General features: G+C 58.5%; 18 protein-coding genes. 9 read left to right on the top strand and 9 right to left on the bottom strand.

The window, feature by feature from the left end; genetic code table 11:
• Window positions 1-123: 123 nt before the first annotated feature.
• Window positions 124-705, bottom strand: a complete 582-nt coding sequence (locus tag ALVIN_RS14815; RefSeq protein WP_012972136.1) for a chorismate--pyruvate lyase family protein — start codon at window positions 703-705, stop codon at window positions 124-126.
• Window positions 706-1,356: 651 nt separating this feature from the next.
• Between ALVIN_RS14815 and ALVIN_RS14810 the strand changes: the two genes are divergently transcribed.
• Complete coding sequence (locus ALVIN_RS14810) at window positions 1,357-1,545, top strand: alanine-zipper protein (RefSeq protein WP_012972135.1); 189 nt, start codon at window positions 1,357-1,359, stop codon at window positions 1,543-1,545.
• Here the strand turns inward: ALVIN_RS14810 and ALVIN_RS14805 are convergent.
• Window positions 1,524-2,489, bottom strand: a complete 966-nt coding sequence (locus ALVIN_RS14805) for a L,D-transpeptidase family protein (protein ID WP_012972134.1) — start codon at window positions 2,487-2,489, stop codon at window positions 1,524-1,526. The two genes, ALVIN_RS14810 and ALVIN_RS14805, sit on opposite strands and share 22 nt — an antisense overlap.
• Window positions 2,490-2,517: 28 nt before the next feature.
• Between ALVIN_RS14805 and ALVIN_RS14800 the strand changes: the two genes are divergently transcribed.
• On the top strand, window positions 2,518-4,566 hold the full coding sequence (locus ALVIN_RS14800; RefSeq protein ID WP_012972133.1) for an elongation factor G: 2,049 nt from the start codon (window positions 2,518-2,520) through the stop codon (window positions 4,564-4,566).
• Window positions 4,567-4,575: 9 nt separating this feature from the next.
• Here ALVIN_RS14800 and ALVIN_RS14795 read toward each other — a convergent pair whose 3' ends face one another.
• The 5 genes from ALVIN_RS14795 to ALVIN_RS14780 form a co-directional block, all read right to left on the bottom strand.
• Window positions 4,576-5,604, bottom strand: coding sequence for a GGDEF domain-containing protein (locus tag ALVIN_RS14795; RefSeq protein ID WP_012972132.1), 1,029 nt, complete (start codon window positions 5,602-5,604; stop codon window positions 4,576-4,578).
• A 129-nt stretch (window positions 5,605-5,733) separates the two neighbouring features.
• Window positions 5,734-5,880: a hypothetical protein gene (locus ALVIN_RS17840; protein WP_012972131.1), complete on the bottom strand. Its 147-nt coding sequence runs from the start codon at window positions 5,878-5,880 to the stop codon at window positions 5,734-5,736.
• Window positions 5,881-6,082: 202 nt separating this feature from the next.
• Window positions 6,083-7,462 carry a group II intron reverse transcriptase/maturase gene (ltrA, locus tag ALVIN_RS14790; protein ID WP_223295227.1) on the bottom strand — a complete coding sequence of 460 codons (1,380 nt, stop codon included), beginning with the start codon at window positions 7,460-7,462 and terminating at the stop codon, window positions 6,083-6,085.
• A gap of 422 nt (window positions 7,463-7,884) precedes the next feature.
• A complete protein-coding gene (locus ALVIN_RS14785; RefSeq protein ID WP_012972129.1) occupies window positions 7,885-9,684 on the bottom strand; it encodes a sodium:solute symporter family protein in 1,800 nt (599 codons plus the stop codon).
• Window positions 9,685-9,696: 12 nt separating this feature from the next.
• Complete coding sequence (locus ALVIN_RS14780; protein ID WP_012972128.1) at window positions 9,697-9,954, bottom strand: DUF4212 domain-containing protein; 258 nt, start codon at window positions 9,952-9,954, stop codon at window positions 9,697-9,699.
• Between the two features lie 276 nt (window positions 9,955-10,230).
• Between ALVIN_RS14780 and thrC the strand changes: the two genes are divergently transcribed.
• The 7 genes from thrC to ALVIN_RS17670 all read left to right on the top strand — a co-directional run bounded on the left by thrC (window position 10,231) and on the right by ALVIN_RS17670 (window position 24,493).
• Window positions 10,231-11,628, top strand: a complete 1,398-nt coding sequence (thrC, locus tag ALVIN_RS14775; protein WP_012972127.1) for a threonine synthase — start codon at window positions 10,231-10,233, stop codon at window positions 11,626-11,628.
• The gene (locus ALVIN_RS14770; RefSeq protein WP_012972126.1) at window positions 11,625-13,229 is read left to right on the top strand and encodes an alpha-isopropylmalate synthase regulatory domain-containing protein; all 1,605 of its coding nucleotides are present in this window, start codon (window positions 11,625-11,627) and stop codon (window positions 13,227-13,229) included. The genes thrC and ALVIN_RS14770 overlap by 4 nt, the downstream gene beginning before the upstream one ends.
• 83 nt (window positions 13,230-13,312) lie before the next feature.
• Window positions 13,313-16,771 (top strand): AAA domain-containing protein, encoded by a 3,459-nt coding sequence (locus ALVIN_RS17275; RefSeq protein ID WP_190275504.1) that lies wholly within the window; start codon window positions 13,313-13,315, stop codon window positions 16,769-16,771.
• Window positions 16,731-18,032 carry a coiled-coil domain-containing protein gene (locus tag ALVIN_RS14750; protein ID WP_012972124.1) on the top strand — a complete coding sequence of 434 codons (1,302 nt, stop codon included), beginning with the start codon at window positions 16,731-16,733 and terminating at the stop codon, window positions 18,030-18,032. Before ALVIN_RS17275 ends, ALVIN_RS14750 begins: the two co-directional genes overlap by 41 nt.
• Window positions 18,033-18,053: 21 nt before the next feature.
• Window positions 18,054-20,303, top strand: coding sequence for a hypothetical protein (locus tag ALVIN_RS16715; RefSeq protein WP_148217529.1), 2,250 nt, complete (start codon window positions 18,054-18,056; stop codon window positions 20,301-20,303).
• Between the two features lie 9 nt (window positions 20,304-20,312).
• Window positions 20,313-21,959 (top strand): DUF2357 domain-containing protein, encoded by a 1,647-nt coding sequence (locus ALVIN_RS17270; RefSeq protein ID WP_012972122.1) that lies wholly within the window; start codon window positions 20,313-20,315, stop codon window positions 21,957-21,959.
• Entirely contained in the window at window positions 21,956-24,493 is a 2,538-nt protein-coding gene (locus ALVIN_RS17670; RefSeq protein ID WP_012972121.1) for a hypothetical protein, read from the top strand. Before ALVIN_RS17270 ends, ALVIN_RS17670 begins: the two co-directional genes overlap by 4 nt.
• A 3-nt stretch (window positions 24,494-24,496) precedes the next feature.
• On the opposite strand, the gene ALVIN_RS14725 is transcribed toward ALVIN_RS17670, so the two are convergent.
• Window positions 24,497-24,724, bottom strand: coding sequence for a toxin-antitoxin system HicB family antitoxin (locus ALVIN_RS14725; protein WP_012972120.1), 228 nt, complete (start codon window positions 24,722-24,724; stop codon window positions 24,497-24,499).
• A gap of 1 nt (window position 24,725) precedes the next feature.
• Window positions 24,726-25,151 carry a putative toxin-antitoxin system toxin component, PIN family gene (locus ALVIN_RS17265; RefSeq protein ID WP_012972119.1) on the bottom strand — a complete coding sequence of 142 codons (426 nt, stop codon included), beginning with the start codon at window positions 25,149-25,151 and terminating at the stop codon, window positions 24,726-24,728.
• Between the last annotated feature and the right edge of the window lie 22 nt (window positions 25,152-25,173).

The following is a 25,173-nucleotide window of genomic DNA, read 5'->3' as shown; positions in this document are numbered from 1 at the left end:
CGCATGACCGTCGAGGGGCTGACGAGGCGCGGATCAAGAATGGTCTTGTCAGCGATGCCTACTATATCACGCCGTTTTCAGTACGAAGGTGGTTGGATTGTGTCGAGCGGCTTGCTCGCTCGCCTAACGATACAGCTCCAACGGAAAGTATTCGGTGATCAGAATCACCGGCTGATGCTCGATCGTGATGCGGTAGGTACGGAACACCGCTGCTCTGCCATCGGCCGTTCGTTCCAATCCCACGTCCAATACCTCGCGATAGCTCTCCAGTCCGCTGTCGCGGATCAGGACGCCGATACCGATCTCACGATCGATGAGCCGACGGCGGAAGTCGGGCGGGATGAGCTGGGTACGGATCAGTGAAAAGGCTTCGGCGAAACAACGTCCGCTGTCGACACCACGCAGCTGGGCATCGCGGATCAGGCAGGAGTCTCCGCGCTCGACGTCGAGCCAGGGCACAGGCTCCAGCGCCACCTCGAAACGCTGCTCCAACGTATCGACAACGACCGGCTCCCAGAAATAGGCTTCCAGGATCTTGGTGACGGTGCCATCCGTGACCATGAGCGCTCGTAGAAAGGGCGGCAATTGGCTCAAGGCGATGCGCTCGCCCGTCGCGTCGACGATTTCGCCGGCCCGCACGAAGCCATCGCAGCGAAAAGGCGGTTCGCTGTGAGCGTCCGTGGCGCGTCCGTAATAACGATGCATCGGATTTCCTCAGGCGTACGCCGCGCATGAACCGTCAGCGCGGACGCTGGCAGGCGCAAACGGGGTGGGGACAGGTATGTTCGAACACAAAAAGAATCCTGCACGCAGCAAGACTCCGGTCATGGCATGGGCATAATCTATTCTCGAATCGCGAATTTGGCCTGAAATGCAACAGTGTTGTTTTGGGGCGTCAAGTGGATGTGATCTGGAAACGATCGGCGCTTGTTGACGTCGAGCGAAGGGAAGGGGATTCATGGATAGCACGTGACTCAATGGTTTTGTCTAAGCGTGTAAAAAATCGCTTTGTTTTTTAAAAACAATGTTTTGGCTGTTTTTTTTGCATCTGTCGTCCGCGACGGGAGCGAACATCGCACCGAGCCTCCAGCGGAGCGTTGTAAAAAATCCGCCGATCGGTATGATTGTGGGCTTGATGTCTCATTGAATTTGGCCCAAGCTTTACGCCGGAGACCGGCTCCTTGGGTTGGATCAGTATCCAGCCGATGGGGGACGGGACCAAACGAGCACACCCCATTCAATGCAGCGCCATGACCGATCCAGTGTCAGGCGGCGTAGGGTTCGGGCGTGGCTCGGTAGACTTACGCACCATGTGTTAACATATAGGCCGCAAGGCCCACAACTCGGAGATTCATCATGACCAAGATCGTCAAGGCTGCTTCCATCTCTGTCGCCGCTCTGCTGCTGCTCGGCGGCTGCACCACCGACCAGACCGCTCGCGACATGGCTCAGCAGGCCATGGACACTGCCAACAGTGCCCAGGCGTGCTGCAACTCCAACACCGAGCGTCTGGACCGGATGTATCAGAAGATCATGGGCAAGTGATTCGCTTGACCTGATCCGCTCCGGTGTCCCACGACCTGTGGGACACCGGAGTCTTCCTCGACGGCCTGTTTCACGGCCTCCCAATCGATCGTCACCCCCTCCGCGTTCGCCACCGACTCGGGAATCACTGAGCGATAGGACAGGCGGACACTCTTCTCTCCGGTCTGCACTTCCAGATAGAGTTCGTCACCCAGCCAGCCGTACTTGTAGGGCTGATCGATGATGGCCACGGGCGTCTTGAGATCGGCCATTCCATAGAGTTCCTCGATCCCTTCCGGATACATCCGGATGCAGCCGCCGCTGACCTCCAGGCCCATGCCCCAGGGCTGGTTGGTGCCGTGGATCAGATAATCCGGATTGCTCAGACGCATGGCAAAACGCCCGAGCGGATTGTCCGGCCCCGGCGGCACCGTAGGCGGCAGGATGTGCCCCTTGGCGGCATGGTTGGCGCGCACCTGCGGCCCGGGTGTCCAGGTCGGATCCTTGCGTTTCTCGATGACGTCGAAATTGCCCAGCGGCGTGGCCATGGCATCCTTGCCTACGGTGATGGCATAGATGCGCACCTCGTTGGGGCTGTTGGGCGGGTAGTAATAGAGCCGTTTCTCGGCGCGATTGACCACGATTCCCTGGTGCGGCACATTCGGCAGCACATAGAAGGCCGGAACCAGTACCTGAGTCCCCTCGCCCGGCACCCAGATATCGACCTTGGGGTTGGCCTGACGCATGTCGTCGAAGCCCAGATTGTTCTGGCGGGCGATGTCGAGCAGTGTATCCTTGGCGCGTGCCGTGAAATAGAAGGGCGTGCCCACGACCGAGTCGTTGGGGTTCTCCAGCCGGAAGGTCTCGGCCCAGGCGCCCTGGTGCGCGCCCCAGCCGAGCAGCGATGCGCAGAGCGCCGGCACGAGCCAGGCTCGGGGGCGTCCGCCAAGTTCAAGACCTCTCATAAATCTCTCTAGCTCCTGTTGCAAAGCGATGAAAAAACCATCCCGATCGTCGCACGTTCGCAATATCGGGGTTGCTGCTCACGTGGACGCGGGCAAGACGACGCTCACCGAGCGCATCCTGTTCTACACCGGCGCCTCGCACAAGATCGGCGAGGTGCACGATGGCGCGGCCCACATGGACTATCTGGCCGAGGAACAGCGCCACGGTATCACCATCACCGCCGCCGTCACCCAGGCCCGGTGGCGTGAGCATCTGATCCAGCTCATCGACACGCCCGGACACGTCGATTTCTCGATCGAGGTCGAGCGCGCCCTGCGGGTGCTCGATGGCGGCGTCATCGTGCTCGATGGTGTCCGGGGCGTCGAACCCCAGACCGAGACGGTGTGGCGTCAGCGCGCGCGCTTCAAGCTGCCGGCGCTGCTGTTCATCAACAAGATGGATCGTCCGGGCGCGGATTTTGACCGTTGTCTGGCGTCCGTCAAGCAGCGTTTGCACGCCGAGCCGGTGCCGATCACGGTTCCGGTGCCCGAGGCCGGCGGCGTCCTGCATTTGATCGACCGAACGCTGATTCGTTTCATCGGCGAGCAGGGCGAGCAGGTGATCGTCGACCCCTGTCCGCCCGAGATCTGGGAGCGTCACCGCGCGCGGCGCGAGGCGCTGGCACTGGCCGCCGCCGAGGTCGACGAGTCCCTGGCCGATCTGGTGCTCTCCGGCGGGGAGCCGTCGCCCGAGCAACTGCGGGCCGCCATCCGCGCCGGAACCCTGGCGGGTACGCTCTTTCCCTGCTACGGCGGCAGCGCGCTGCGCAATCTGGGCGTACAGCCGCTGCTCGATGGCGTGATCGACTTCCTGCCGGCCCCGCTCGACCGACCCGCCGCGCTCGCCGAGCGGCCCGACGGGACGCACGAGGAGGTCGTCATGGCCCCGGACGGCCCGCTCGCCGCGCTCGCCTTCAAGGTCCAGCTCTGGGACGGGCGCCGCCATGTCTTCGCCCGGCTCTATCGCGGGCGGCTCTCACCGGGCGATGCGATCGAGTTCCTGACCGCCGACGGGCGCGTGCAGCGTGAACAGGTCGCGCGGTTGTTCGAGGTCGATGCCGGCAAGAAGACCAAGCGCGATCTGGCCGAGGCCGGAGACATCGTGCTCCTGGCCGGACTGCGCTTCGCCACTACGGGCGATACCCTCTGTACGCCGGGTCAGGTGCTGAGCCTGGAGCGCATCCAGGCCCACGACCCCGTGCTCGGGCTGGCCATCGAGCCGGCGGCCGGCACCGAGGAGGACAAGCTCGTCGAGGTGCTGGGCAAGGTCCGGCAGGAAGACCCCACACTGCGCGTCGAGGAGGACCCCGAGACCGGCCAGCGTCTGCTCAGAGGCATGGGCGAGCTGCACCTGCAGATCGTCATCGAGCGTCTGGAGCGCGAGTTCGGCGTCGGTGTGCGCGTCGGCCGGCCGGCCGTGGCCACGCGCGAAACCATCACTCAGCCGGCCAGCGCCGAGGCGCTGTTCGCCCCGCCACCCACGCCCGATCCGCGCCAGCCCGACCTGATGGCGCGCGCCGTCGTCAGCGTCCGGCTGCGCGAGCGGGGAGGCGGCAACCTGATCGAACTGGAGCCGCGTCTGCGGCCAGAGGGCGCCCAGCTCGACGAGGCGCACGTCCAGGCGATCCGCGAGTCGATCGACACCACCCTGACCAGCGGGCCGCTCCAGGGCGCTCAGGTGCTGGATGTGGCGGTCAGTGTCGAGGAGGTCGAACTCTTCGGCGCCGGCTCGACGCCGGCGGCCACGGCGGCCGCTGTCGGCAAGGCGCTGCGCAAGGCGCTGGAGAACGCGCGTCCGGCGTTGCTGACTCCCGTCATGCGTCTGGAGGTGGTCGTCCCGGAACCGAATCTGGGCGCGGTGCTCGGCGATCTCCAGGCGCGGCGCGCCCTGATCCAGGCCACCGAGATCCAGGACGATCTGGCCACGATCCGGGCCGAGGCCGCGCTGGAGCCCTTGCTCGGTTATGCCACGACGCTGCGCAGTCTCACCCAGGGACGCGGCCAGTTCAGCCTGGAGTTCGAGCGCTTCGATCTGTGAGCGGCGCTGTCAGGCGATCACCACCCGGTCGCGTCCGCCCTCCTTGGCCCGATAGAGTCCGGTGTCGGCGCGCTCGATCAGGGACGCGGCCGTCTCGCCCGGCCGGAAGCGCGTCAGACCGATGGAGACCGTGATCGCGCCGATGGTGTCCTGGGTGCTCTTGCGCCGGATCTGGAGCGCGGCGACCTGACGGCGGATCTGCTCCGCGAGCATCTGGGCCGCTTCCAGCTCGTCGTGGACGATGACCGCGAACTCCTCACCGCCATAGCGGGCGACGAACACATGGTCGCTTTGCAATTTGGCCAGGACAGTGCCGACGATCTCCAGCACCCGATCGCCCATCGGATGACCATAGGTGTCGTTGAGCCGCTTGAAGTGGTCGAGATCCATCAGCATCAGACAGGTCGGCTCGTCGTCGCCACCCGAGAGCGACTGGGCCAGCGCCTCGTCGAAGCCGCGCCGGTTCGGGATCTTGGTCAGCGAATCCAGACGCGCGCGCCGTTCGCTCTCCTCCAGCTCGCGCGTGAGCCGCTCGACCTGGGCGCCGGCCGATTCCAGCTCGCTCTGAAAAGCTTGGGTCAGGCTCTCCAGATCGCGCGTCTCGGTGAGCAACTGACCGACCATGGTGCGGATGCGTTCCGGATCGATGACGCTCTCCCCGAAGACCGTCATGGCCTCGCGCAGGCTGGCGCCATAGTTCTGGGTACCGCGTAGATTGCGCGAGACCGCCTGGGTCAGCCTGGTGACGATATCGGCGATGAGATCCCGTGCCTGCGGACTGGTCGGGAGATAATGCTTGACGAAATACTCGAAGAACAGCGACTCGCTCTTCTCGGGATCATAGGGGCCGTTTTCCGGAAACTCGGCCAACAGCGAGCGGCTCAGGTCCGGATAGGCGTTCTGGACGTGCGCATACCAGAGCGCGTAGTTGTAGGGTGTCGGCGGGATGCGGCGGCGCACCATCTGCGGTACCGCCATGCGCAGATAGTCCGAGGCCGTGTTCAGGTCGTCCCTGAAGTCCATCCGGTTGACGCTCATCGCCGCTTGATCCGCCGAGAAGGGGTTGAAACACCAAAAGGCCATCGCGACCCGCAACGGGCACGATGGCCGCCGATTCGGCGTCAATGATAAGCGAGCCGGCGCCCGAGCGCCGTGAAATGTCGAGGATCAGTCGGGTTCCTTCGGTGCCTCGTCACTCGACCGGGTGCGGCTGGAGTCGTTGCGCGAGTTCGAGTACTGATAGTAGAGCAGCCAGCCGACCAGCCCCAGGAACACCATCAGTTCCATCGCCGCCAGGGAAGAGCCATTGGCCATGATCGTTACCCCATGATGAAGGTTGCATGATGGATCGCGCGCCCGATGGCGCCGGGGTCGAAGAATTGGGCCGGGCAGGGTGATTGCAACCACGTCCGATCGAGACCCTGCAATCGGGATAGGGGCGGTCAGGGTACCTGACCGATCCCCTCCCACACCACCCGGCATGCGGGTCCGCACCGGGCGGTTCGAGAAGTTGAGGTCATGAGAGTCGGGGCAGGCCGAGTTTGTCGAAGTAGGCAATGGTCAACACTCGGTTGAGTTCGCCCGCACTATTGCGCCACCAGCAGCGGGAGTTTTGCGCCACACGCTTTGCCACATGCTCGGCGGCGCCCAAGTTGATCAGTTCCCGGTAGATCGTGCTGCCTCGCCGCCATTGCTTGAGCTGAATGGCCCGTAGCCGGTGCCGCAGCCATTCGCCCAGCGATTGCCAGACGCGCGGTGTCTGCGCCAGCCCAAAGTAGGCTTTCCAGCCCAACAGATAAGGCTTAAGCCTGTCGATGACTTCCGCCATGCGGCGCCCGCCCGAGCGTCGGGTCAGTTGCCTGATGCTCTGCTTGAACGTCGCCATCGGCTTATCGGCCACCCGGCGTTTCACCCCATCCTTGGCAAACCAGAAGCTGTAGCCCAGAAACGTTCTTCCCGTCACGCTCGCCACCGCACTCTTGGCCTCATTGACCTTGAGCCGTAGCGTGCCGTAGCACTTGCGTAGCAACGCCATCACCCGTTCGCCGGCTTTGCGACTGCGCACATACACGTTGCAGTCATCCGCGTAGCGCGCAAAGCAATGGCCGTGCTTCTCCAGCACTTTATCCACTTCATCCAGCAGCACGTTGGCCAGTAGCGGACTCAGCGGCCCACCTTGCGGCGTGCCTTGATACCGCTCCAGCACCACACCGTCGTTCATGATGCCGCTGTTCAGGTACGCGCGAATCAGCTGAATGATCCCAGCGTCATCGATGCGTTTCTGTAGGCGGTCGATGAGGATGTCGTGATTGACGCGATCAAAGAATTTCTCCAGGTCGACATCGACCACGATCTTGCGACCGGATTGGATGAAGCCTTGCGCCGCCAGGATTGCGTCGTGGGCTCGCCGTCCCGGTCGAAAGCCGTAGCTGTGCTCGCTGAATGTCGGCTCCAGCCTCGGTTGCAGCACTTGCAGCAGGGCTTGCTGGATTAGCCGATCCGTGACCGTCGGGATGCCAAGCTCGCGCTCGCCACCGTCGGGTTTCGGGATCGTCACCCGTCGTACCGGACTGGGCCGGTACTTCCCCCGCAGGAGTTGGTCGCGAATCTTCGGCCACTCGGTCACAAGCAGGCGTGCGGTCTGTTCAATGTCCAGACCATCAACCCCCGCGGCCCCTTTGTTGGCTTTAACGCGCTTCCACGCTTGCCGCAGGTTCTCTCTCGTCAGCGCGGCTGCAACAAGCCGCGCTGACCCTGTGCTCTCGGTGTCCCGTCGCGGGCTGTTCGCTTCGTCGCTGACAGGGGCACGCCCGGCTTCACCGTGCGCCACTCCCGCCCGCTCCGCCTGCGCGGACTTCTGACGCCTTGCGTTCAACATCGACATGGTCTCGAACACTTCTTCTCGTTCGGCCCTTCGCCCCAAACCAGCGGCTACTACGGCCTCTGCTGACTGCTCGCTCCGCCTGTCGGCGTCGGCCTTTCAGCCATAACACGAGATCTCCCCGGGTAAGAACGCACTCCTTCACTGCACAACCGCCGGATTTACGCCACCTCGCTTTGATCACGAGAGCTTCGCGGATTCGTGCCCGCTCGCCCTGCTCGGCAACGCCTTCTATCCGGTTCTTGTCCATCGGCTCGCCGCTTCGCTCCGCGCTTCCTCCCCACACTCGGTCACCCTCATGCCGTTGCGCTTCGCTTCGTTCGCCGTGATCAACTTACGGGAGGACTTTCACCCCCAAGAGTGCGCCCGTGCCGGGCGCACACGAAAAAGCCCCGCCGAAGCGGGGCTCGTCTCAGGTCAAGCGCGGCTGACGCCGATCAATGACCCGTGGCGGCTCCAGCGCCACGCGGGATGCGCACGTCCTCGACCAAGTGCTGGATGTGCTCGGGCGGCGGGGCGGAGAGCGCCGAGACCAGCGCGGCGACCAGGAAGTTCGCCAACGCGCCGATCGCGCCGAAGGCCTCGGGCGTGATGCCGAAGAACCAGTTGGCGCCCATCCCCATGTCGGGCAGCAGGAAGTCGGTGCCCGGAATGAAGAGGATGCCCTTGTGCTGGAACACATAGAGCAGGGTCACGGTGATACCGGCGATCATGCCCGCAATCGCCCCGTTCTTGTTCATGCGCTTGGCGAAGATGCCGAGCATGAGTGCGGGGAAGATCGAGGAAGCGGCCAGACCGAATGCGATGGCCACGGTTCCCGCTGCGAATCCGGGTGGATTCATGCCCAGATAGCCGGCGAGGATGATGGCACCGATCATGGACAGACGCCCGGCCATCAGCTCATTCTTCTCGGTGATCTGCGGCATGAACACGCCCTTGAGCAGGTCATGCGAGATCGCCGAGGAGATGGCCAGCAGCAGACCGGCGGCCGTCGAGAGCGCCGCCGCCAGACCGCCGGCGACCACCAGCGCGATCACCCAGTTGGGCAGGGCCGCGATCTCGGGGTTGGCCAACACCATGATATCGTTGTTGACCGTGACCATCTCGTTGCCTTTCCAGCCGAAGGACTCGGCCTTGGCGGCGAACTCGGCGTTCTTGTCGTCGTAATACTGGATACGACCGTCGCCGTTCTTGTCCTCGAACTTCAGGAGACCCGTGGTCTCCCAGCGCTTGAACCACTCGGGACGCTCGTCGTAGACCAGGTTGCTGCTCTCCTCGCCGATCGGGCCGATCTGGATGGTGTCCATCAGGTTCAGACGCGCCATGGCGCCGACCGCCGGAGCCGTGGTGTAGAGGATGGCGATGAAGACCAGCGCCCAGCCGGCCGAATAGCGCGCATCGGCGACCTTGGGCACGGTGAAGAAACGGATGATGACGTGCGGCAGACCGGCGGTACCGATCATCAGCGACAGGGTGTAGACGAACATGTTGAGCGTGCTGCCCATCACCTGGGTGGTATATTCCTTGAACCCGAGATCCGTGACCACCTGATCGAGCTTGGCCAGCAGCGAGACACCGCTGTCGTCGCCGATATAGGTGCTGCCCAGACCCAGTTGCGGGATGGGGTTGCCGGTCAGGTTCAGCGAGATGAAGATCGCCGGGATGGTGTAGGCGAAGATCAGCACCACATACTGCGCGATCTGGGTATAGGTGATGCCCTTCATGCCGCCGAGGATGGCGTAGACGGCGACGATACCCATGCCGGCCAGGATGCCCATCTCGTAGGAGATGCCGAGGAAGCGCCCGAAGGCCACGCCGATACCCGTCATCTGACCGATGACGTAGGTCACGGAGGCCAGGATCAGACAGACGACGGCCACCACGCGCGCCGAATTGGCATAGTAGCGGTCGCCGATGAACTCGGGCGCCGTGAACTTGCCGAATTTGCGCAGATAGGGCGCCAGCAGCAGAGCCAGCAGTACATAGCCGCCGGTCCAGCCCATCAGGAACACCGAGCCGCCGTAGCCGCCGAAGGCGAGCATGCCGGCCATGGAGATGAAGGAGGCTGCCGACATCCAGTCGGCCGCCGTCGCCATGCCATTGGCGACCGGATGCACGCCGCCGCCGGCGACGTAGAATTCACTGGTGGAGCCGGCGCGTGCCCAGATCGCGATACCGATGTAGAGCGCGAAGGTCAGGCCGACGATGGAATAGGTCCAGATCTCAAGTGGGGTCATGGGGTCGTTTCCTCACTCTTCGCCGACGTCGAATTCTTTGTCGAGACGATTCATCAAGGCCGCGTAGACGAAGATCAGCGCCACGAAGACATAGATCGAACCCTGCTGGGCGAACCAGAAGCCGAGCGGGTAGCCGCCGAGATGGATGGCGTTCAGCGGTTCGACGAGCAGCACGCCGAAGCCGTAGGAAACGATGAACCAGACGATCAATAGGACTGTTAGATAGCGAAGATTCGCTCTCCAATAGTCCGCGCGCTTGTCAGGTGTCATGTTGTGTCACTCCGTTCAAGATTTGCGGTATGAGCCGTGAAATGGCGGGGTGACGGGGCGCGCGCAGCCGAGAACCGCCGAGACGCGGATCGGTGCGCTTAAAGCATGGCAGAAGCCCCCTCGTTGGTTATGATGCATCCGTTTCGTTCTGCCTGATCGACCGGATTGTCGGCATTGTCTGGTCGCACTTGGCGTGCTGTCAACGGTTCAATCCATCGGCACCCGGCGTGGGGGGCGGCACATCCACGAAGAACATCTATCTCAACAGAGAACACAATGCACTACATCAGTACCCGTGGCGGAATCGAGCCGATCGGTTTCGCGCAAGCCGTGATGATGGGGCTGGCAACCGATGGCGGTCTGCTGGTTCCGGCTGAGATCCCCGCCCTCGAACCGGCGCGACTGCGCACTTGGGCGGACTTGAGCTTCCAGGATCTGGCGCTCGAAGTGTCGACACTTTTCGTCGGTGACGAGATCCCGCGCGCCGATCTGAAGGCGCTGATCGAGCGCTCCTACGCGACTTTCTCGCATCCTGAGGTCACACCGATCGTGACGGCGGGCGAGACGCGCATCCTCGAACTCTTCCACGGACCGACAGCGGCCTTCAAGGACGTGGCCCTGCAATGGCTGGGCAATCTGTTCGAGTATCTGCTCGAACGCGAGGGCGGTCGGCTCAACATCGTCGGTGCCACCTCGGGCGACACCGGCTCGGCGGCCATCTATGGTGTGCGCGGCAAGGAGCGCATCCAGATCTTCATCCTGCATCCCAAGGGCCGGGTCTCGCCGATCCAGGAACGGCAGATGACCACGGTGCTGGACGGCAATGTCCACAATGTTGCGGTGCGCGGCACCTTCGATGACGCGCAAAACATCGTCAAGACACTGTTCAACGACCTGCCGTTCAAGTCGGCCTATCGGCTCGGCGCGGTCAACTCGATCAACTGGGCGCGCATCCTGGCGCAGACCGTCTACTACTTCTATGCCTGGGGCCGGATCACGGGCGGCGACACCGAACGCCGGATCAGCTTCTCGGTGCCGACCGGCAACTTCGGCGATGTCTTCGCCGGCTATCTGGCCAGGCGCATGGGGTTGCCGATCGATCGGCTCGTCATCGCCACCAATCGCAACGACATCCTGACCCGGTTCATCCACAGCGGTGTCTATGCCGTCGAGGACGCCGTGCATCAGACGCTCAGTCCGGCGATGGACATCCAGATCGCCTCCAACTTCGAGCGCTATCTCTATTATCTGCACGACGGCGATCAGGCGCGGGTGTGCGCGCTGCTCGACGATCTCAAGCGTACCGGGCGGCTCGAAGTCTCTGCCGAGCGGCATCGTCAGGCCCAGGCCGACTTCGACGCGGTCGCCGTGAGCGATGCCGAGACGCTCGACCAGATCCGCGCGACCTATGAGGCGAGCGGTTACATCCTCTGTCCGCATACCGCTGTCGGGGTGCGCGCGGCGCGTGATCTGCCCGAGGCCGTGTGTCTGGCCACCGCGCATCCGGCCAAGTTCGGCGAGGCGGTCGTTCAGGCCATCGGGTGTGAGGCACCGCCGCCGCCCTCGCTGCTGGGTCTGCTGGAGAAAGAAGCGCGCTGTGCCGAGCTGGACGCGAGCGCCGAGGCCGTGAAGGAGCACATCGAAGCCACGCTCAAAACGGTGTCGGCGGCATGACGGATTCGGTTCTGAAGGCGTCGGGCGGGAATGAGCCGGCGCGCAAGCCGTCTGGACGTCGCGTCCTCATCATGGATACCACGCTGCGCGACGGCGAGCAGACTCAGGGTGTGTCGTTCGCACCTGCCGAAAAGCTCAATCTCGCCAAGGTGCTGCTCGAACAGGTGCGGGTCGACCGGATCGAGGTCGCCTCGGCGCGTGTGTCCTCGGGCGAGGCCAGCGCCGTGGCTCAGATCATCGACTGGGCCAGGGAGCGCGGGCTGGTCGAGCGGGTCGAGGTGCTCGGCTTCGTCGACGGCGGGGCGAGCGTGGACTGGATCTGCGGCGCGGGCGGGCAGGTGCTCAATCTGCTGGCCAAGGGCAGCGAGAAGCACTGTCGCGGGCAGCTCGGCAAGACGCTCGACGAGCACGCGGCCGACGTGCGCGCGACCATTGCCGCCGCCCAGTCGCGCGGGTTGCGGGTCAATCTCTATCTGGAGGACTGGTCGAACGGCTATCGCGACAACCCGGACTATGTCTATGGTCTGGTCGAGCGCCTGGCCGATGTCGGGATCGGGCATTTCATGCTGCCCGACACGCTCGGGGTGATGACGCCGGATCAGGTCTTCACCGCGATCTCGGACATGGTTGGGCGTTTTCCGTCGCTCCAGTTCGATTTCCATCCGCACAACGACTATGGGCTGGCAACCGCCAATGTGCTGGCGGCGGTTCAGGCGGGCGCGGCGGCGGTGCACTGCACGGTCAACTGTCTCGGCGAGCGGGCGGGGAATGCGTCGCTGGCCGAGGTCGCGGTCAATCTGCGCGATCAGCTCGACTGCGCACTCGGGATCGACGAGACCCACCTGGCGCGCGTCAGCGAGCTGGTCGAGTCCTTTTCGGGCAAACGGATCAGCGACAATGCGCCGATCGTCGGGGCGGATGTCTTCACCCAGACCGCCGGTATTCATGCCGACGGCGACAAGAAGGGCAGTCTCTATCACAGCCGGCTCTCGCCCGAGCGCTTTGCGCGACGGCGCAAATATGCGCTCGGCAAGCTCGCCGGCAAGGCGTCGCTGGCCAAGAACCTGGAGCGGCTCGACATCGAGCTGTCGGAAGAGAACCAGCGCAAGGTCTTGCAGCGCATCGTCGAGCTGGGCGACTCCAAGAAGACCATCACCACCGAGGATCTGCCCTTCATCATCGCCGAGGTGCTGGAGAGCAAGGACTACGACCACGCCGAACTGCTGTCCTGCACCGTGTCCTCGAGTCTGGATCTGGAGTCCATGGCCGGAATCAGGATCCGGCTCGGTGAGCAGGTCTTCACCGGGACCGGGACCGGCAATGGTGGCTTCGATGCCTTCACCAACGCGCTCGGGCGGATTCTCAAGCGTCAGGGGCTGACGCTGCCGCCGCTGATCGACTACGAGGTTCGCATCCCCAAGGGCGGGCGCACCGATGCGCTCACCGAATGCAGCATCACCTGGCAGACCGAGCGCGGCGAGCTGCGCACCCGTGGCGTCCATGCCAATCAGGTGTTCGCCGCCATCGGCGCGACCATGCGGATGCTGAATATCCGGATGCATCGGGCGCTGGCGGAGTCCAGGCGCGAGGGTGGGGCGTAAAGGGCGCTATCGGTCGATTTGAGGGTGCTGGCTAGGGATCTAGACGAGAAGGTAGCAAGTACATGAGGGATCAGAGAGTTGGGATGGGCCGAACCGAGAGTGCTTCTACGGCAAAGATCAAAAATCGAGTCATACAAACACTTGAGGTGCACCCATCCGGTCTGCGATCAGACCAGATTCGCAAGTATCTTGCGGCTCAAGGTGAGGTGCTCGATCTCTCGACAATAACGATGATACTTGCGGAGATTCAGCAGGCGGGTACTGTCATCTACAAAAATCGCCACTGGATCTTGACCGCTCGTCCCAAAGCTTCGCCATCAAGTGCTATCCGCTCTTCCAGGAACAATAAGATACACGCTGCGAGAAATGCGCCGGATAGCGGACATAAACATCGATCAGTAACGACAAGTTCGACTGAACTCGTCACGGTTGGATGTTTGCCTTTCAGTTGTCATTTCGTTAACGAAAACACATCCGAGTTATCCGCTGTTTCAGCTAGGGTGGGTGTCCTGCCCGATGGTTGGAGTTTGCTGCGCCGACTCGTTCCTTACTGGCGAGAATGCCTGCGAGCTGAAGAGCGTCCGAGCACCATACTGCCGCTTGAGCGGGTCAATGTGGATTTTTGCGGATTGACATCCAGCGGTGAGTGGTGGCCAACCGAGCGCCGACGTACTGAACTCGCGATCAATGCGGAAAAATTGCCGGCTGAACTGCTACAGACCCTGGCACGCGGAGGGACTGATTCCAGCGTCTTTCTCGGTTATCCGCTGCAACTGATTCCAGGAAGCAGGGGCGGTGGGGCTTTCGCGCGGCCTATCTTCACTTTCGCCTGTCAGTTAGAACTGTCAGCCGGTGTTTTGAGGTTGAGCGCCTTGCCTCAACCAATCGACGTAAACGCTGATTGGTTGGAAAAGCAGTTCCGCAACGGTATGGAGCGTCAGAGTTTTCTACGCTGGCTAGGCATCGCGAACAGGGCTGACGAGGAGGGTGATGAAGCCGAGGATGGTGCTGGAGAGCCGGTTGACCTGCCCACGGCGGCGGCACGACTTGCGGCCTATCTCAAGACTTCTGGCGACAGCTCAGCACTGTCACCAACGGCGCTTGCCACCAGTCTACCGCGAGCAACAGATAGCGTGCGCCTCGTCAATGTCATGGCATTGTTTGCAGCGCAGACAACCCGTTACAGCAAGGGTACGCTTACCGACCTCGCCCGGATCGCCGACTGGTCGGATGAACAGCTCAATGCGACAGCTCTGCGCGCTTTCTTCGCGAACATGAGCCGGGTGGCAACGTCCAGTGTCCCCGCCTTGCCGCCGGTCTCGCTTAGCGAAGAGCAGCTCATCGCTGCTCGATCTGCCCTGAACGAGCCGCTGACAGTGATTACAGGCCCACCAGGAACCGGAAAATCGCAGGTTGTAGCCGCCATCATGGCAAGTGCAGCGCTGACAGGGCGAACGGTGGTACTTGCATCCAAGAACCACAAAGCACTGGATGCGGTGGAGCAAAGATTGGCCGAGTTGCTGGATGCGCGCACCATTGTTGCTCGCGCTAGCCAGCCCTACGGAAGCAAGCAGGTATTCAGTTTGCGGCGCGCAACCGAGGCGCTCTTCGCGCGGGGAGCCTCGACTGGTGCACGCGAAAAACTTGTGCAGTCTGTCGCACGACTACGCCATGCCGATGATCAGCTTCTCGCCATCGAAACTCGGCTCGAAAGACAGGCAGATCTGAGCGAAAAGATAGCAAGCGTAGAAGCGGCCATTGAGCATGAGGAATCGATACTGACCCCGGCTCAACAGATGTGGGTACGGCGAGTCATCCCACAGCATCTTCCAGAACTACCCACACGATTTGCGAAGATTACAGCCGCCTCGAGTCTGGTTGGTGCGCTCGGGCGCTGGCTGCGAGTCCGTCGCTGCCGTCAGTTTCTGACTGGGTTACGGCCTCTGGGAATCCCTTGGTCATCGGAGAACGACGAAGACTGTTTGAGCACCTATGAGCATCTTGCCGCTTACCACAAGTTGCTGAAAGAGCTAGAGACCGTGAAGCAGGATCTGCCGCCTGAAGCGGAAACAGCCGCGCTCACGGAGCGACTCGTCTCGGGGCGTCGTGAGCTTTTTGAACGAACAGAAAAAATCTTCCAAAGCCTACCAACAGCGCTCGAAGATTTGAGTGATGACGAACGCCTGGTGTTAGCCGATTTTGTTGGCTCCATGGCGATCTTTGCTGGAGACAAACCCGGTGCTCCTGGAGGTGTGGAGCGTCGACGTACCCTGAGTCACGCTCTTCCGATCCTACTGCGTCATTTCCCACTCTGGGCGGTCACGAATCTATCCGCTGCGCGGGCGTTGCCATTGGAGCCTGGACTGTTTGATTACGTCGTCATTGATGAAGCCAGTCAATGTGACATCGCTTCGGCCATACCACTCCTGGCGCGTGCTAGGCAGGTCGTTGTCGTCGGAGACCCAGCCCAACTGCGACATATCACCAAATGCTCTCAGGAACGAGAGGTGCATCTTTTAGAGACTCATGGTCTGCTGTGTCAGGGAATTGGTCGCTATTCGTACCGAAATCAGTCGCTTTTTAACTTTGCAGCGGCGACACCAGGGGTAATGACATATCTTCTGCGCGATCATTACCGCTGCGCTAGAGGCATCGCTGATTACTTCAACAGCACCTTTTATGGTGGGCGTCTGCGGGTTTTGACAGACGAAAACCAACTTCAGCCGCCGCCTGGACAGAGCGCCGGTATCCACTGGACCGATATTCAAGGTTCCATTCAGGCGGCTGCCACGGGTTGTCATGCTCCGGCTGAAGTAGATGCTATCCTGGCCTATCTACGTCGTGTGCTCATCGAACAGGACTATCGTGGCACCATCGGAATCGTCACTCCCTTCCGGGAACAGGCCAAACGCTTGAGTGACCGGATCATCGAGGCGCTTCCGCCAGAGCGGGTCGCGCGCAGTCAGCTCGGTGCCTTCACGGCCCACCAGTTCCAGGGGGATGCACGCGACTTGATTTTGCTCAGCCTTTGTCTCGGCCCGGACATGCCCACCGGAAGCCGTAGCTTCTTGGCAGAGAGCGAAAACCTCATGAATGTCGCCGTCAGTCGAGCGCGAGCGGTCTGCCATGTCTTCGGCAACCGCAACGAGGCCCGTCGAAGCGGCATCAAGTACCTCGTAGAACTATCGGCTGTGCTGGATCGGACCAGGGAACCAGCAGCGAAAGCCACGCTTTTCGAAAGTCCCTGGGAGGAGAGACTGTATCATGCGCTCAAACAACGTGGCTTGGATCCGATTCCGCAGTTCCCGATTGCTGGGCGCCGCCTGGATCTGGCGATCCTTCGCGGAAATATAAAACTCGACGTCGAAGTCGACGGTGATCGCTATCACCGTGACCCGAGCGGTCGACGTAAAAGTAGCGACCTGTGGCGCGACCATCAGCTCAGAAGTCTTGGCTGGCATGTAAAGCGCTACTGGGTCTATCAACTCAGGGAAAATCTCGATGGATGCCTCGACGACATTATCGCAGCCACCGAAGGCTGACTACTCGAACCACAATACAGTTCCATCACCGCGTTTGGAACGGCCATATCTACTCGTCGCTCTGCTTGTGCTGTCGATCTTGAGCTATGGCGGAATTGCCTGGTTTCTTATGGCGACCTATCGTGCCGATGCCTCTCTCCAGGAGCGGTTGGCGATCCTGACAAAAGAGGTCGATAGGCGAACCGTGCGGCTTGCCGAGTTACAGGCGACCCAGCAGGATGCAGAAGCGAAGGCTGAAAAAGCTGTTACAGATGCGGCCCAGGCTTCGCAACGCATGTCTGAACTGGAGCAGCGTTTAAAGACGGCTCAGGAGCGACTTGATTTGGCATCCGCGACTCTCACGTCGACTGAGGAAACCTACCGCGAGCGTCGTTTGGAGTTGAGTGAAGTCGAAGCCGCGTTAGCAAAGAGGCGCGATGAGGTCGCGTCTCTTTCCAAGGAAGCTGTGTCGTTGCGTGCCAGTGTCGATGATCTTCGTAAACGAGGCGGTGCTGCGGCTACGGATCTCGACGATCGCGAAACCCAGTTGCAAGCCACCGAAAAGCGTCTCGCCGAACGACGCGATGCATTACAGAAAGCCGATACCGAATATGCTTCGGCGCGTGAAACATTGGCTGAAGTCCAGGCCCGTCTGGCCACGCAACAAGCAGAATCTGATGCTATCAAAAAAAGCGTTGCTGAATTAAAAAGTCGTGAAACAGAAATACGACAAACTATCGATACATTGGAAGGTCGCGAGACTGAACTGAAACGTATCCAGGATCGTTTGGTGGAGGTTCAACAAAACGCAAAAACAGTGAATAGCGATCTTGAAGCGGCACGCAGCGAACTGACAAACCTCGATTCCACGCTCAGCGAGCGGCGCAAGGAAGCTGCAGAGGTTGCCGCTTCCTTAGCCAATCTGCGAGAGGAGAATGCTAGCCTCCAAACTCAAATCGCAGAGCAGCGTAAGCTTGCCGCAACTCTTGACGTCGATCGCAAACAAATCGATTCGCTGACACAGGAATTAGTTACTTTGAGGGCAGAGCTGGCATCACTCACGAATCAGCGCGCTGAGTTGGCGGCATTGCGACAACAGCAAATCAATATAGAGACTCGGGTGCGTACTCTCGATGCAGAAGCCCAGCGTCTTGAACCCTTGACCAAGCAGGTGGAAGAGTTGCGTCGTCAACGCGAGAGCTTGCTTCAAGAGATTGCTGATCAACAAGCGGTTCGAGCCAATACAACTAGCGATGCTGATTCGACTGTGAGCATCAATTAATCAATGACTGGAGTGTCATCTGTGACTTGGGAAATGCTTGCACTTGTTATGTTTCTTGGGGCATCGGGCGGAATTCTCGTGCCCATGGCGGCTTTGATGAAGCATCGCCAGCTCAATCTGCGCATTGCACGCCAGCCTGCAGCGACCGCTTTAGAAAATGTGGAGCAATTGCTTATCGAGCGGCGCCGGGAAATGGCAGAAATACAGGAAAATCTCACTGACTTGGCTCAACAGCTTGTCCGCCGTGACATGGCCGTGGCCGAAGCTGAAGAAGCGCGTATCAAGTTGGTGAGTATGCAGGAAAGCCTCACATTGCTAGAGCCAAAGCGCATAGAACTCGAAAAAATTGAACAGACTCTAGCCTCCCAGCAGGAAGCAATGGCTGATCTATATCATCGATTGATGGAAGGCGAAGCCAAGCATGAAGAACAAGAGCGAACTCTGAGGCGCATCCAGGATCAGCTCACTGAAACAGAGAATCAGCTCAAGGAGTTTGAAGAACGACGTCAGCAGATTGAGCAATTGCTTGAGATTTTAAGTAAACGTCAACGCGAGCAAGAATCGACTCTGCAGGAAAAGAATTTTGAAATTCATGCCGCAAAAACGGCGTTGGCCGAGCAACGAGAAAAACTCACTGAGGGCGAAGAAACTCTCAAACGTCAACGCCAGGAAGCCGATGATCTGAAGGTTAGACGCGATGCGCTCAACGCTGAAGTTGTCATGCTAGAGCAACGCAAGGCACAGACCGAAGCTGCATTAGTTGAGCAGAGCGAAAGACTTGACAAGGGTAAGGAATCACTTCGGCGCCAGTTCCAGGAAGCGGAAGAATTGCACCGGAAGCGAGAAGTGCTCAATAACGAGATTGCGCTGCTCGATCAGCGAAAGGTTCTTGCGGAGTCGGCATTAGCTGAACAGAAAGAGAAACTATCTGAAGGCGAAGAAGCACTCAAACGTCAACGCCAAGAGGCCGATGATCTGCGAGCAAAACGCGATGCGCTCAACGCTGAAGTCGTAATGCTAGAGCAACGCAAGGCAGAGCTAGAGCGGATGAAGGCTACATTACAGGGGTATATCGAGCAAGCCCATAAAGAGCGAGATGAAGAAGTTGCTAATGCTCTCGCTGACCTCAAGCGTGCGCCCGCCTGTCTGAGTGAAGCAGGGCTCAAAGCCGCTCGTAATAAAACCTCCGAAGACGATGCCCTTCAAGACCTCCGCATATATTTGGATAAGCTCGGTTTGCATTTTCCGCAGCGCACTCTGAACGCTTTTCATACTTGCATGAAAATAAACGGCCTGAGTCCTCTGACTGTTTTAGCTGGTATCTCAGGAACAGGTAAAAGCGAGCTACCTCGCCGCTACGCAGAAGGAATGGGGATTCACTTTCTCCAGATGGCTGTCCAGCCGCGTTGGGATAGCCCACAAGATCTGTTTGGTTTCTATAACTACTTGGAGCATCGTTACATCGGAACGGATTTGGCGCGCGCATTGATCCATCTTGATGATAGAAATCATCCGGAGCTGGCGAAGGATTGGCGTGAGCATATGCTATTGGTATTGCTCGACGAAATGAATCTGGCGCGTGTTGAATACTATTTCAGTGAATTTCTCAGTCGCCTTGAGGTTCGTAAGTCGGTTGATCCAGCCAATCCTGCATCCAGGCAGGATGCCGAGATCCAGCTCGATGTTGGTGGGCGAGAGCGCGTGTTCAATCTGTACGTCGATCGCAACGTGTTATTTGTCGGTACAATGAATGAGGATGAATCGACTCAGACCTTATCTGACAAGGTCATCGACCGAGCGAATGTACTGCGTTTCGGGCGCCCCAAAAAATTGGTTCATAGCCAGCCGGTAGACAATATTCCGCGACCGGATCGTTACCTGCCACGGTCGATGTGGGAACAATGGATATGCGACACCGATCAGCTTGGGCAGCAGAATTTGGAAAAACTGCATGGCTGGATCAAACAGTTGAACGATGCGATGGAGGGACTGGAACGCCCATTTGGTCATCGTGTCAACCAGGCCATTCAACTCTACTGTGCCAACTACCCAGGCGAAAGCCATTATAGCCTCGCCAATGCTTTCGCAGACCAGTTAGAGCAACGCATACTGCCCAAGCTGCGCGGTATTGACACAGTAGAATTTTCCATTCCTCTTGGGCAAATCCAAGATCTCATTGTCAGCATTGGTGACAACGCCTTGGCCGAGGCTGTACAGACTGGCCGACAAAAACCGCTATTCGGTTGGCAAGGACTGAACCGGAGCGATTGAGGCGACTGCATGGACGCTACAGTCATCCCACTCGACATGCCCTGGAGTCTCTACGACGACGTAGAGCAAGTCGCGGCTGGCGAAAAAGTGATTTTTTCTGCATCTGGAATGCCGGCATTGGCCATCGTGGATGGTTTCACGCTCAGGTATGGTCGCGGCCGACAACAACCCTTTACTGAAGGTATGTCGCTTCAATGGGGGCCTCGCCAGCTTCGTATCTGGAATCTGCCTGTTTCATCGACCCCGGCTTATGATGCCATCGATTTACGCTTGCATGATGGGAAAGCAGGACACATTGATCTCGAACTCGCCATGACTGGTTGTCTGGGGCGATGGAGCAAAGAACGTGTCAGCGATCCCCTCGGCGAACGAGCGCTGGAAAGGGAAATCATGCTGGCCATTATGATCGACCAGATCGAAGAGATCGCGAACCTCGAACGTGCGGACATCGCCGCTCAGGGTGTCATGCGCGGACGACTTCGCGCTGATTGGCGCTGTGTCGCTGAGACATTACTGAACGCACGCGACGTCAATGAACCGCGCATGGCCTTAATCGTTCGTCATGCAAGTAGCCTGCATCGTCATATCTCCGAACTTGGTCGTCATCCGCGCCGCGTACTCTCGCGAAACCGTCGCTTACAAGCAGTTCATCGTATCCAAGAGTTGGATTCAACCTGTCTGGCTTGGTATGTCCGCCAGCCTGGCCGGACACCAGCGGAAAAAGCTGGTTCGCGGCGTTCGCTGCTTGCCATTGTGCGTGAGGAAACCGTCGATACGCCAGAGAATCAAGTATTACGCGATTTTCTGACTCGTACCGTGCAAGCGGCCGAAAGTTACCTTGGAGCTAACCGAAACCTAGCGACATCGAGCCGCTACAGTGAAGTCAGTCGCTATCATCAAACTTGCACAGCATTATTGCGGCGTCCTGAATTCTCAGAGATTCGCTCACTACATGGCGTCGCCAAGCCCAATTACGTTCTCACATCCGATCCGCGTTACCGTTGTATATGGGACGCTTACCAGCAACTCTTACGTCGACAGGATGCGCAGGACGATGCCTGGAGTTGGCAGGCGCGTTTGTGGGGTGACATGGTAGCGCTGGTCGTCAATACGGCATTCTTGTTCGATACGACCATTGAGGTGCTTGCACTGCCACCACTCTATCTTCGCAAGGATCATGATCGAGGCCGCTGGTTAGAGTCCACAGGATGTAATGGCATCTTCGCGACATCGACTCTGGTTCTTACGGTACATGATACAGGAGCCGATTCAGCGTCTTCGGAGATCGTCAAGCGCTATAGGATACTCGGCCCACGTCTTGTCGTGCGCAAACAAGCACTGGGGCAGGTACAACAGAATGAGGATGTTCTTGTATGGGCTGTTGTTAGCGCTGGATCGGAGACGAGTACGCTCGATAGTTTGACCGAGCGAGCTGATGCCGCACTGGCGCGTTGGCGTGATGAGCGGCGGCGCTTCTACAACGAGCAGTGTCGGGTACGAGGGATGGTCGTAGCACTCAGTGACCGACTCAGCGGAGCTTTGCAGATGGCCGAGCACGGCAATACAGTCGGATTCATGATGCCACTGGATGGCGCTGGATTCTACAGTGGTATTGAATCCATCGGTACGCAACTCATTTGCGGGACATTTCAATGAGCGGTTCCGCGCTTTCCAGCATTGGTATCGATCTGAATGGTATAACCGATACGGTTGCTTCTTGCCATGAAAAGCCAGATGCCAAAATTCAAAAAAACCCAAAAGCGGCACCCGCTTGCATCATCTTGCCACGATTTCCAGGGGAGAGGCCATTAGGCGGACAGGCCGCTTTTGAAAGTCTTGATGGTCGCGGCTGGGATCTCGGACATTCATTACCGCGACATCCTGTGATGCAGCTTCTGCAACAGCTTGAGTCAGAAAGCGAAGTTGTTACGTCTGCTGAACAGCAGACGTTTCGCGTTGGAGAACTGTTAGCAACACATCTTCAGGCATTGAGTCATGGCCTGTCTGGTTCGCGTGTCGTTTCAGTTCCGGATACATTGACGGAATTGGGTCAGCAGCGCTTACTGGATGGTTTGCGTCATCTCGGCACGAGCGCTGAATTGCTCTGGCGACCGGTTGCTATCCTGCTCGGTTGGGCTAGTCAGCAGCCTGACGAAGTCATTCGCAAGCTTGATGGGCACTCTGTGATGGTTGTGCATGCGGGCCTATGGCGTTCGGAAGTGAGTGTGCTGGAACTGGAAAAATATGAGCATGAAAATCGGCTGTTTCTGGTGCCGGTTCGCCATGGAAAAGGAGCAGGTCTCACCTCATCTGCATGGCCAATCGAGCGACTAGCTAAAGATGTTTTGGAAATGGATTTGAGTCATGCTGGACTTCCGTCTTCGCTTGCTGAAAGTCTTTTATGGGTCAGTCGTCGGCCATGGTCATTATTATGTGGTGATGTGTTAGCTGATGAAATCGTTCGCGATTCCAATGGCTATTGGTATCGTCTCAAAAATTTTGAAGAGCTGCGAGCGAATATAGACGATCGCTTTGTTTTTCCGCTTGTCGAATTGATCAAGAAAGTAGGCGAAATGCACAAGATTGATCATCTGCTCATCGAAGGCGCGTTGATCGATTTGCGTATTGGCCAAGAAACACTTGGCAATCGACTGGCGGCTGATTCTCGGCGTGCAACTGGATGCCGGCCGGAAATGGTCGAGATTTTCTCAGCGAGAGCTTGTCTTCCTGCAAGTGGTGCTGCTCATTACGGTTGGCGGCGCGCATTGGGAATCGTTGGCTATTACGACACCATTCCTGATCTGAAAATCAATGCTCTTGTTGAGGGGCGACCGGCTTTCGTCAGTTTGATGGAAGGGCAAAAGCGTGTTATTGGTGGCAAAGCGATTGATCCACCTCTTGAAGTCAGTGGTTTCTCGATTGCCAAAAGTACACTTGCGGTCGATTATTACTTGACTCGCGCCGATGAGCTAACAGTTCGCAAGACACATACTGTTTTGCCTGAGCAGGCCATGCGAACTACGCCAGTTACCTTAGTGGTAACGCAAACACCAGGTCAAGGCTTTGCATCCGTTGAGATTCGTCCGCCAAAAGGTGAGCGACTCGGTGATCGTCCGGTATTTCTCGACTGGACTTCCATGCAAGACACCAAATTGACGCCGGAGGCTGTGCTTGCACAACTTAAAAATGAATTTGGGATGGCTTATCCCGATCCAGCGCCATTTCGATGTCATGCGGCTGTTTGGAAGGCGGTCAATGCAGTCGAAGCAATGGAGAATTTTCTCTTCGGTTTAGAAAAAGGTGGCCAGGCAGCCAGTGAAGCGGCGGAACAGTTGATGTCCACTTTAGGGAAAAAACTTTCTCTCGAATCGCTGCTGAATCAAAATGGCGGAGGGAGTGATAAAGCGGGTATTTTTAGTTCGGACGGAGAGATTCCATCTGAGGGCGCACTGCGTGGTAGAGAGTGTAGAAAAATCAATTCAAGTTATCAGGAGTTGGTTGATAAAGTACGCGAATCAACGGGCTTAGTTTTTCAAAGCTCTCTTCCCAATATTCATGCGGGAAATAAAGAGCTTCATCGGCGGCTATTGTTGATTGGTGGCTGGTGTTATGCTTCAGCGCCAGAGCCTATTCTGGTTTATGTTCGTAAATCACTTCGCACTGGAAAAACGATTCACGGCCGTTACGACTATAATGTTGCTGGTCGCTGTTTCAGTGCTCAAGAAGATATTGCGCTTCTTTTTGGGATTTCCGCTTCTTACTTTGAAAAGCAAGGCTTGAATAAGCCATTTGACCGGGTCAAGGCGCTTTCTCTGGTTCTTAGCTATCGGCCAGATGCTCCTTTAGTCCTGAACTCTAATTTGGCCAACCGGCTTGCCGCAGTAGCAGCAGTCCTTATGAGGTCGGAAGCCAAAAAGAAAAACATCAAGAAAATTTTCTTTGCCGCTGCTTACTTATTGATGGGGCTTTTGCGTTACCGTCGTGTAGATCCATATTTTTTAGATCAAGAAAGTCCGGAGAATTCAGAACTTGTTTCCGATGTTAAAAACACTCTTAAAGAAGCTGAAAACTATGTTTCTGGCAATCAAGCAGTACAAGTTCGCGCCGTTCTCAAAGAAATAACCGCTTTTATGGAAAAGCGCGGTACCGACGCATTGATATTCAACAGGCTTAATGATCTGTCTGAGTAAATTTCAGTTTTTATCTTGGAGCGCTTTATCTAGGCGATCAAGAATTTCTAGGCCTTTTTTAATAGAGCCTTTAGCCGCCATAGAGCGAAATCGGGTTTCCGCATCAAATTCAGCGATAGCCTGTGTCGAAAGCTCTTCCAAAAGCTTGTTGACACTGATGTGTTTTCGCTTGGCTAATGCCTTGAGGCGCATATGCTTGTCGTCTGGAAGTCGTACCGTCAGCGTAGCCATGTCAGGATCCTTTCAATATATCGCCTGGAGTCAAGATCTGGATACCAGGAAACAGTAACTCACCTCTTCGAAAATCACGTGTATTGTTGGTCACAATGCAGCGCGCATTACCGGCGGCAGCGAGTTCAAGGACGTGATTGTCACCTTCATCCATTAAATTTGGTCGCCACAGATAAAAGATCGGCACCCATTCGCAGACTGAACAGAAGGCTTCGAGCAAGGCCAGAATGTCTACCGGTTCCACAGGGCATCGCTCAAGGATTGCTGGCCGCATCGCTACATCCTCGTATTCGGAAAACAACGCATTGCTCAGCAGGGGCTTATACCGGCCCAATAGGCAATCACGCAGAATCGCGCGATTCGGCCCATCAGGGCTGATAAGCGCTGCCGTCACGACATTGGTGTCAACCACAATACGAGATTTCATGAAAAAATGGTGTCACATACGC

Origin of the sequence: Allochromatium vinosum DSM 180 (assembly GCF_000025485.1) — a bacterium.
GTDB classification, from domain to species: domain Bacteria; phylum Pseudomonadota; class Gammaproteobacteria; order Chromatiales; family Chromatiaceae; genus Thermochromatium; species Thermochromatium vinosum.
The sequence above is the reverse complement of the archived record's forward strand: the minus strand, read 5'-3'. Positions and strand labels throughout refer to the sequence as shown.

Coding starts and splice junctions, on each gene's coding strand:
- ALVIN_RS14725 (WP_012972120.1), bottom strand. CDS start 24,724: ATGGCTACGCTGACGGTACGACTTCCAGACGACAAGCATATGCGCCTC.
- ALVIN_RS14750 (WP_012972124.1), top strand. CDS start 16,731: ATGGATGCCTCGACGACATTATCGCAGCCACCGAAGGCTGACTACTCG.
- ALVIN_RS14770 (WP_012972126.1), top strand. CDS start 11,625: ATGACGGATTCGGTTCTGAAGGCGTCGGGCGGGAATGAGCCGGCGCGC.
- ALVIN_RS17670 (WP_012972121.1), top strand. CDS start 21,956: ATGAGCGGTTCCGCGCTTTCCAGCATTGGTATCGATCTGAATGGTATA.
- ALVIN_RS14785 (WP_012972129.1), bottom strand. CDS start 9,684: ATGACCCCACTTGAGATCTGGACCTATTCCATCGTCGGCCTGACCTTC.
- ALVIN_RS14780 (WP_012972128.1), bottom strand. CDS start 9,954: ATGACACCTGACAAGCGCGCGGACTATTGGAGAGCGAATCTTCGCTAT.
- thrC (WP_012972127.1), top strand. CDS start 10,231: ATGCACTACATCAGTACCCGTGGCGGAATCGAGCCGATCGGTTTCGCG.
- ALVIN_RS17275 (WP_190275504.1), top strand. CDS start 13,313: ATGGGCCGAACCGAGAGTGCTTCTACGGCAAAGATCAAAAATCGAGTC.
- ALVIN_RS14795 (WP_012972132.1), bottom strand. CDS start 5,604: ATGAGCGTCAACCGGATGGACTTCAGGGACGACCTGAACACGGCCTCG.
- ALVIN_RS14815 (WP_012972136.1), bottom strand. CDS start 705: ATGCATCGTTATTACGGACGCGCCACGGACGCTCACAGCGAACCGCCT.
- ALVIN_RS17270 (WP_012972122.1), top strand. CDS start 20,313: ATGGACGCTACAGTCATCCCACTCGACATGCCCTGGAGTCTCTACGAC.
- ALVIN_RS17265 (WP_012972119.1), bottom strand. CDS start 25,151: ATGAAATCTCGTATTGTGGTTGACACCAATGTCGTGACGGCAGCGCTT.
- ALVIN_RS17840 (WP_012972131.1), bottom strand. CDS start 5,880: ATGGCCAATGGCTCTTCCCTGGCGGCGATGGAACTGATGGTGTTCCTG.
- ALVIN_RS14805 (WP_012972134.1), bottom strand. CDS start 2,489: ATGAGAGGTCTTGAACTTGGCGGACGCCCCCGAGCCTGGCTCGTGCCG.
- ALVIN_RS14800 (WP_012972133.1), top strand. CDS start 2,518: ATGAAAAAACCATCCCGATCGTCGCACGTTCGCAATATCGGGGTTGCT.
- ALVIN_RS14810 (WP_012972135.1), top strand. CDS start 1,357: ATGACCAAGATCGTCAAGGCTGCTTCCATCTCTGTCGCCGCTCTGCTG.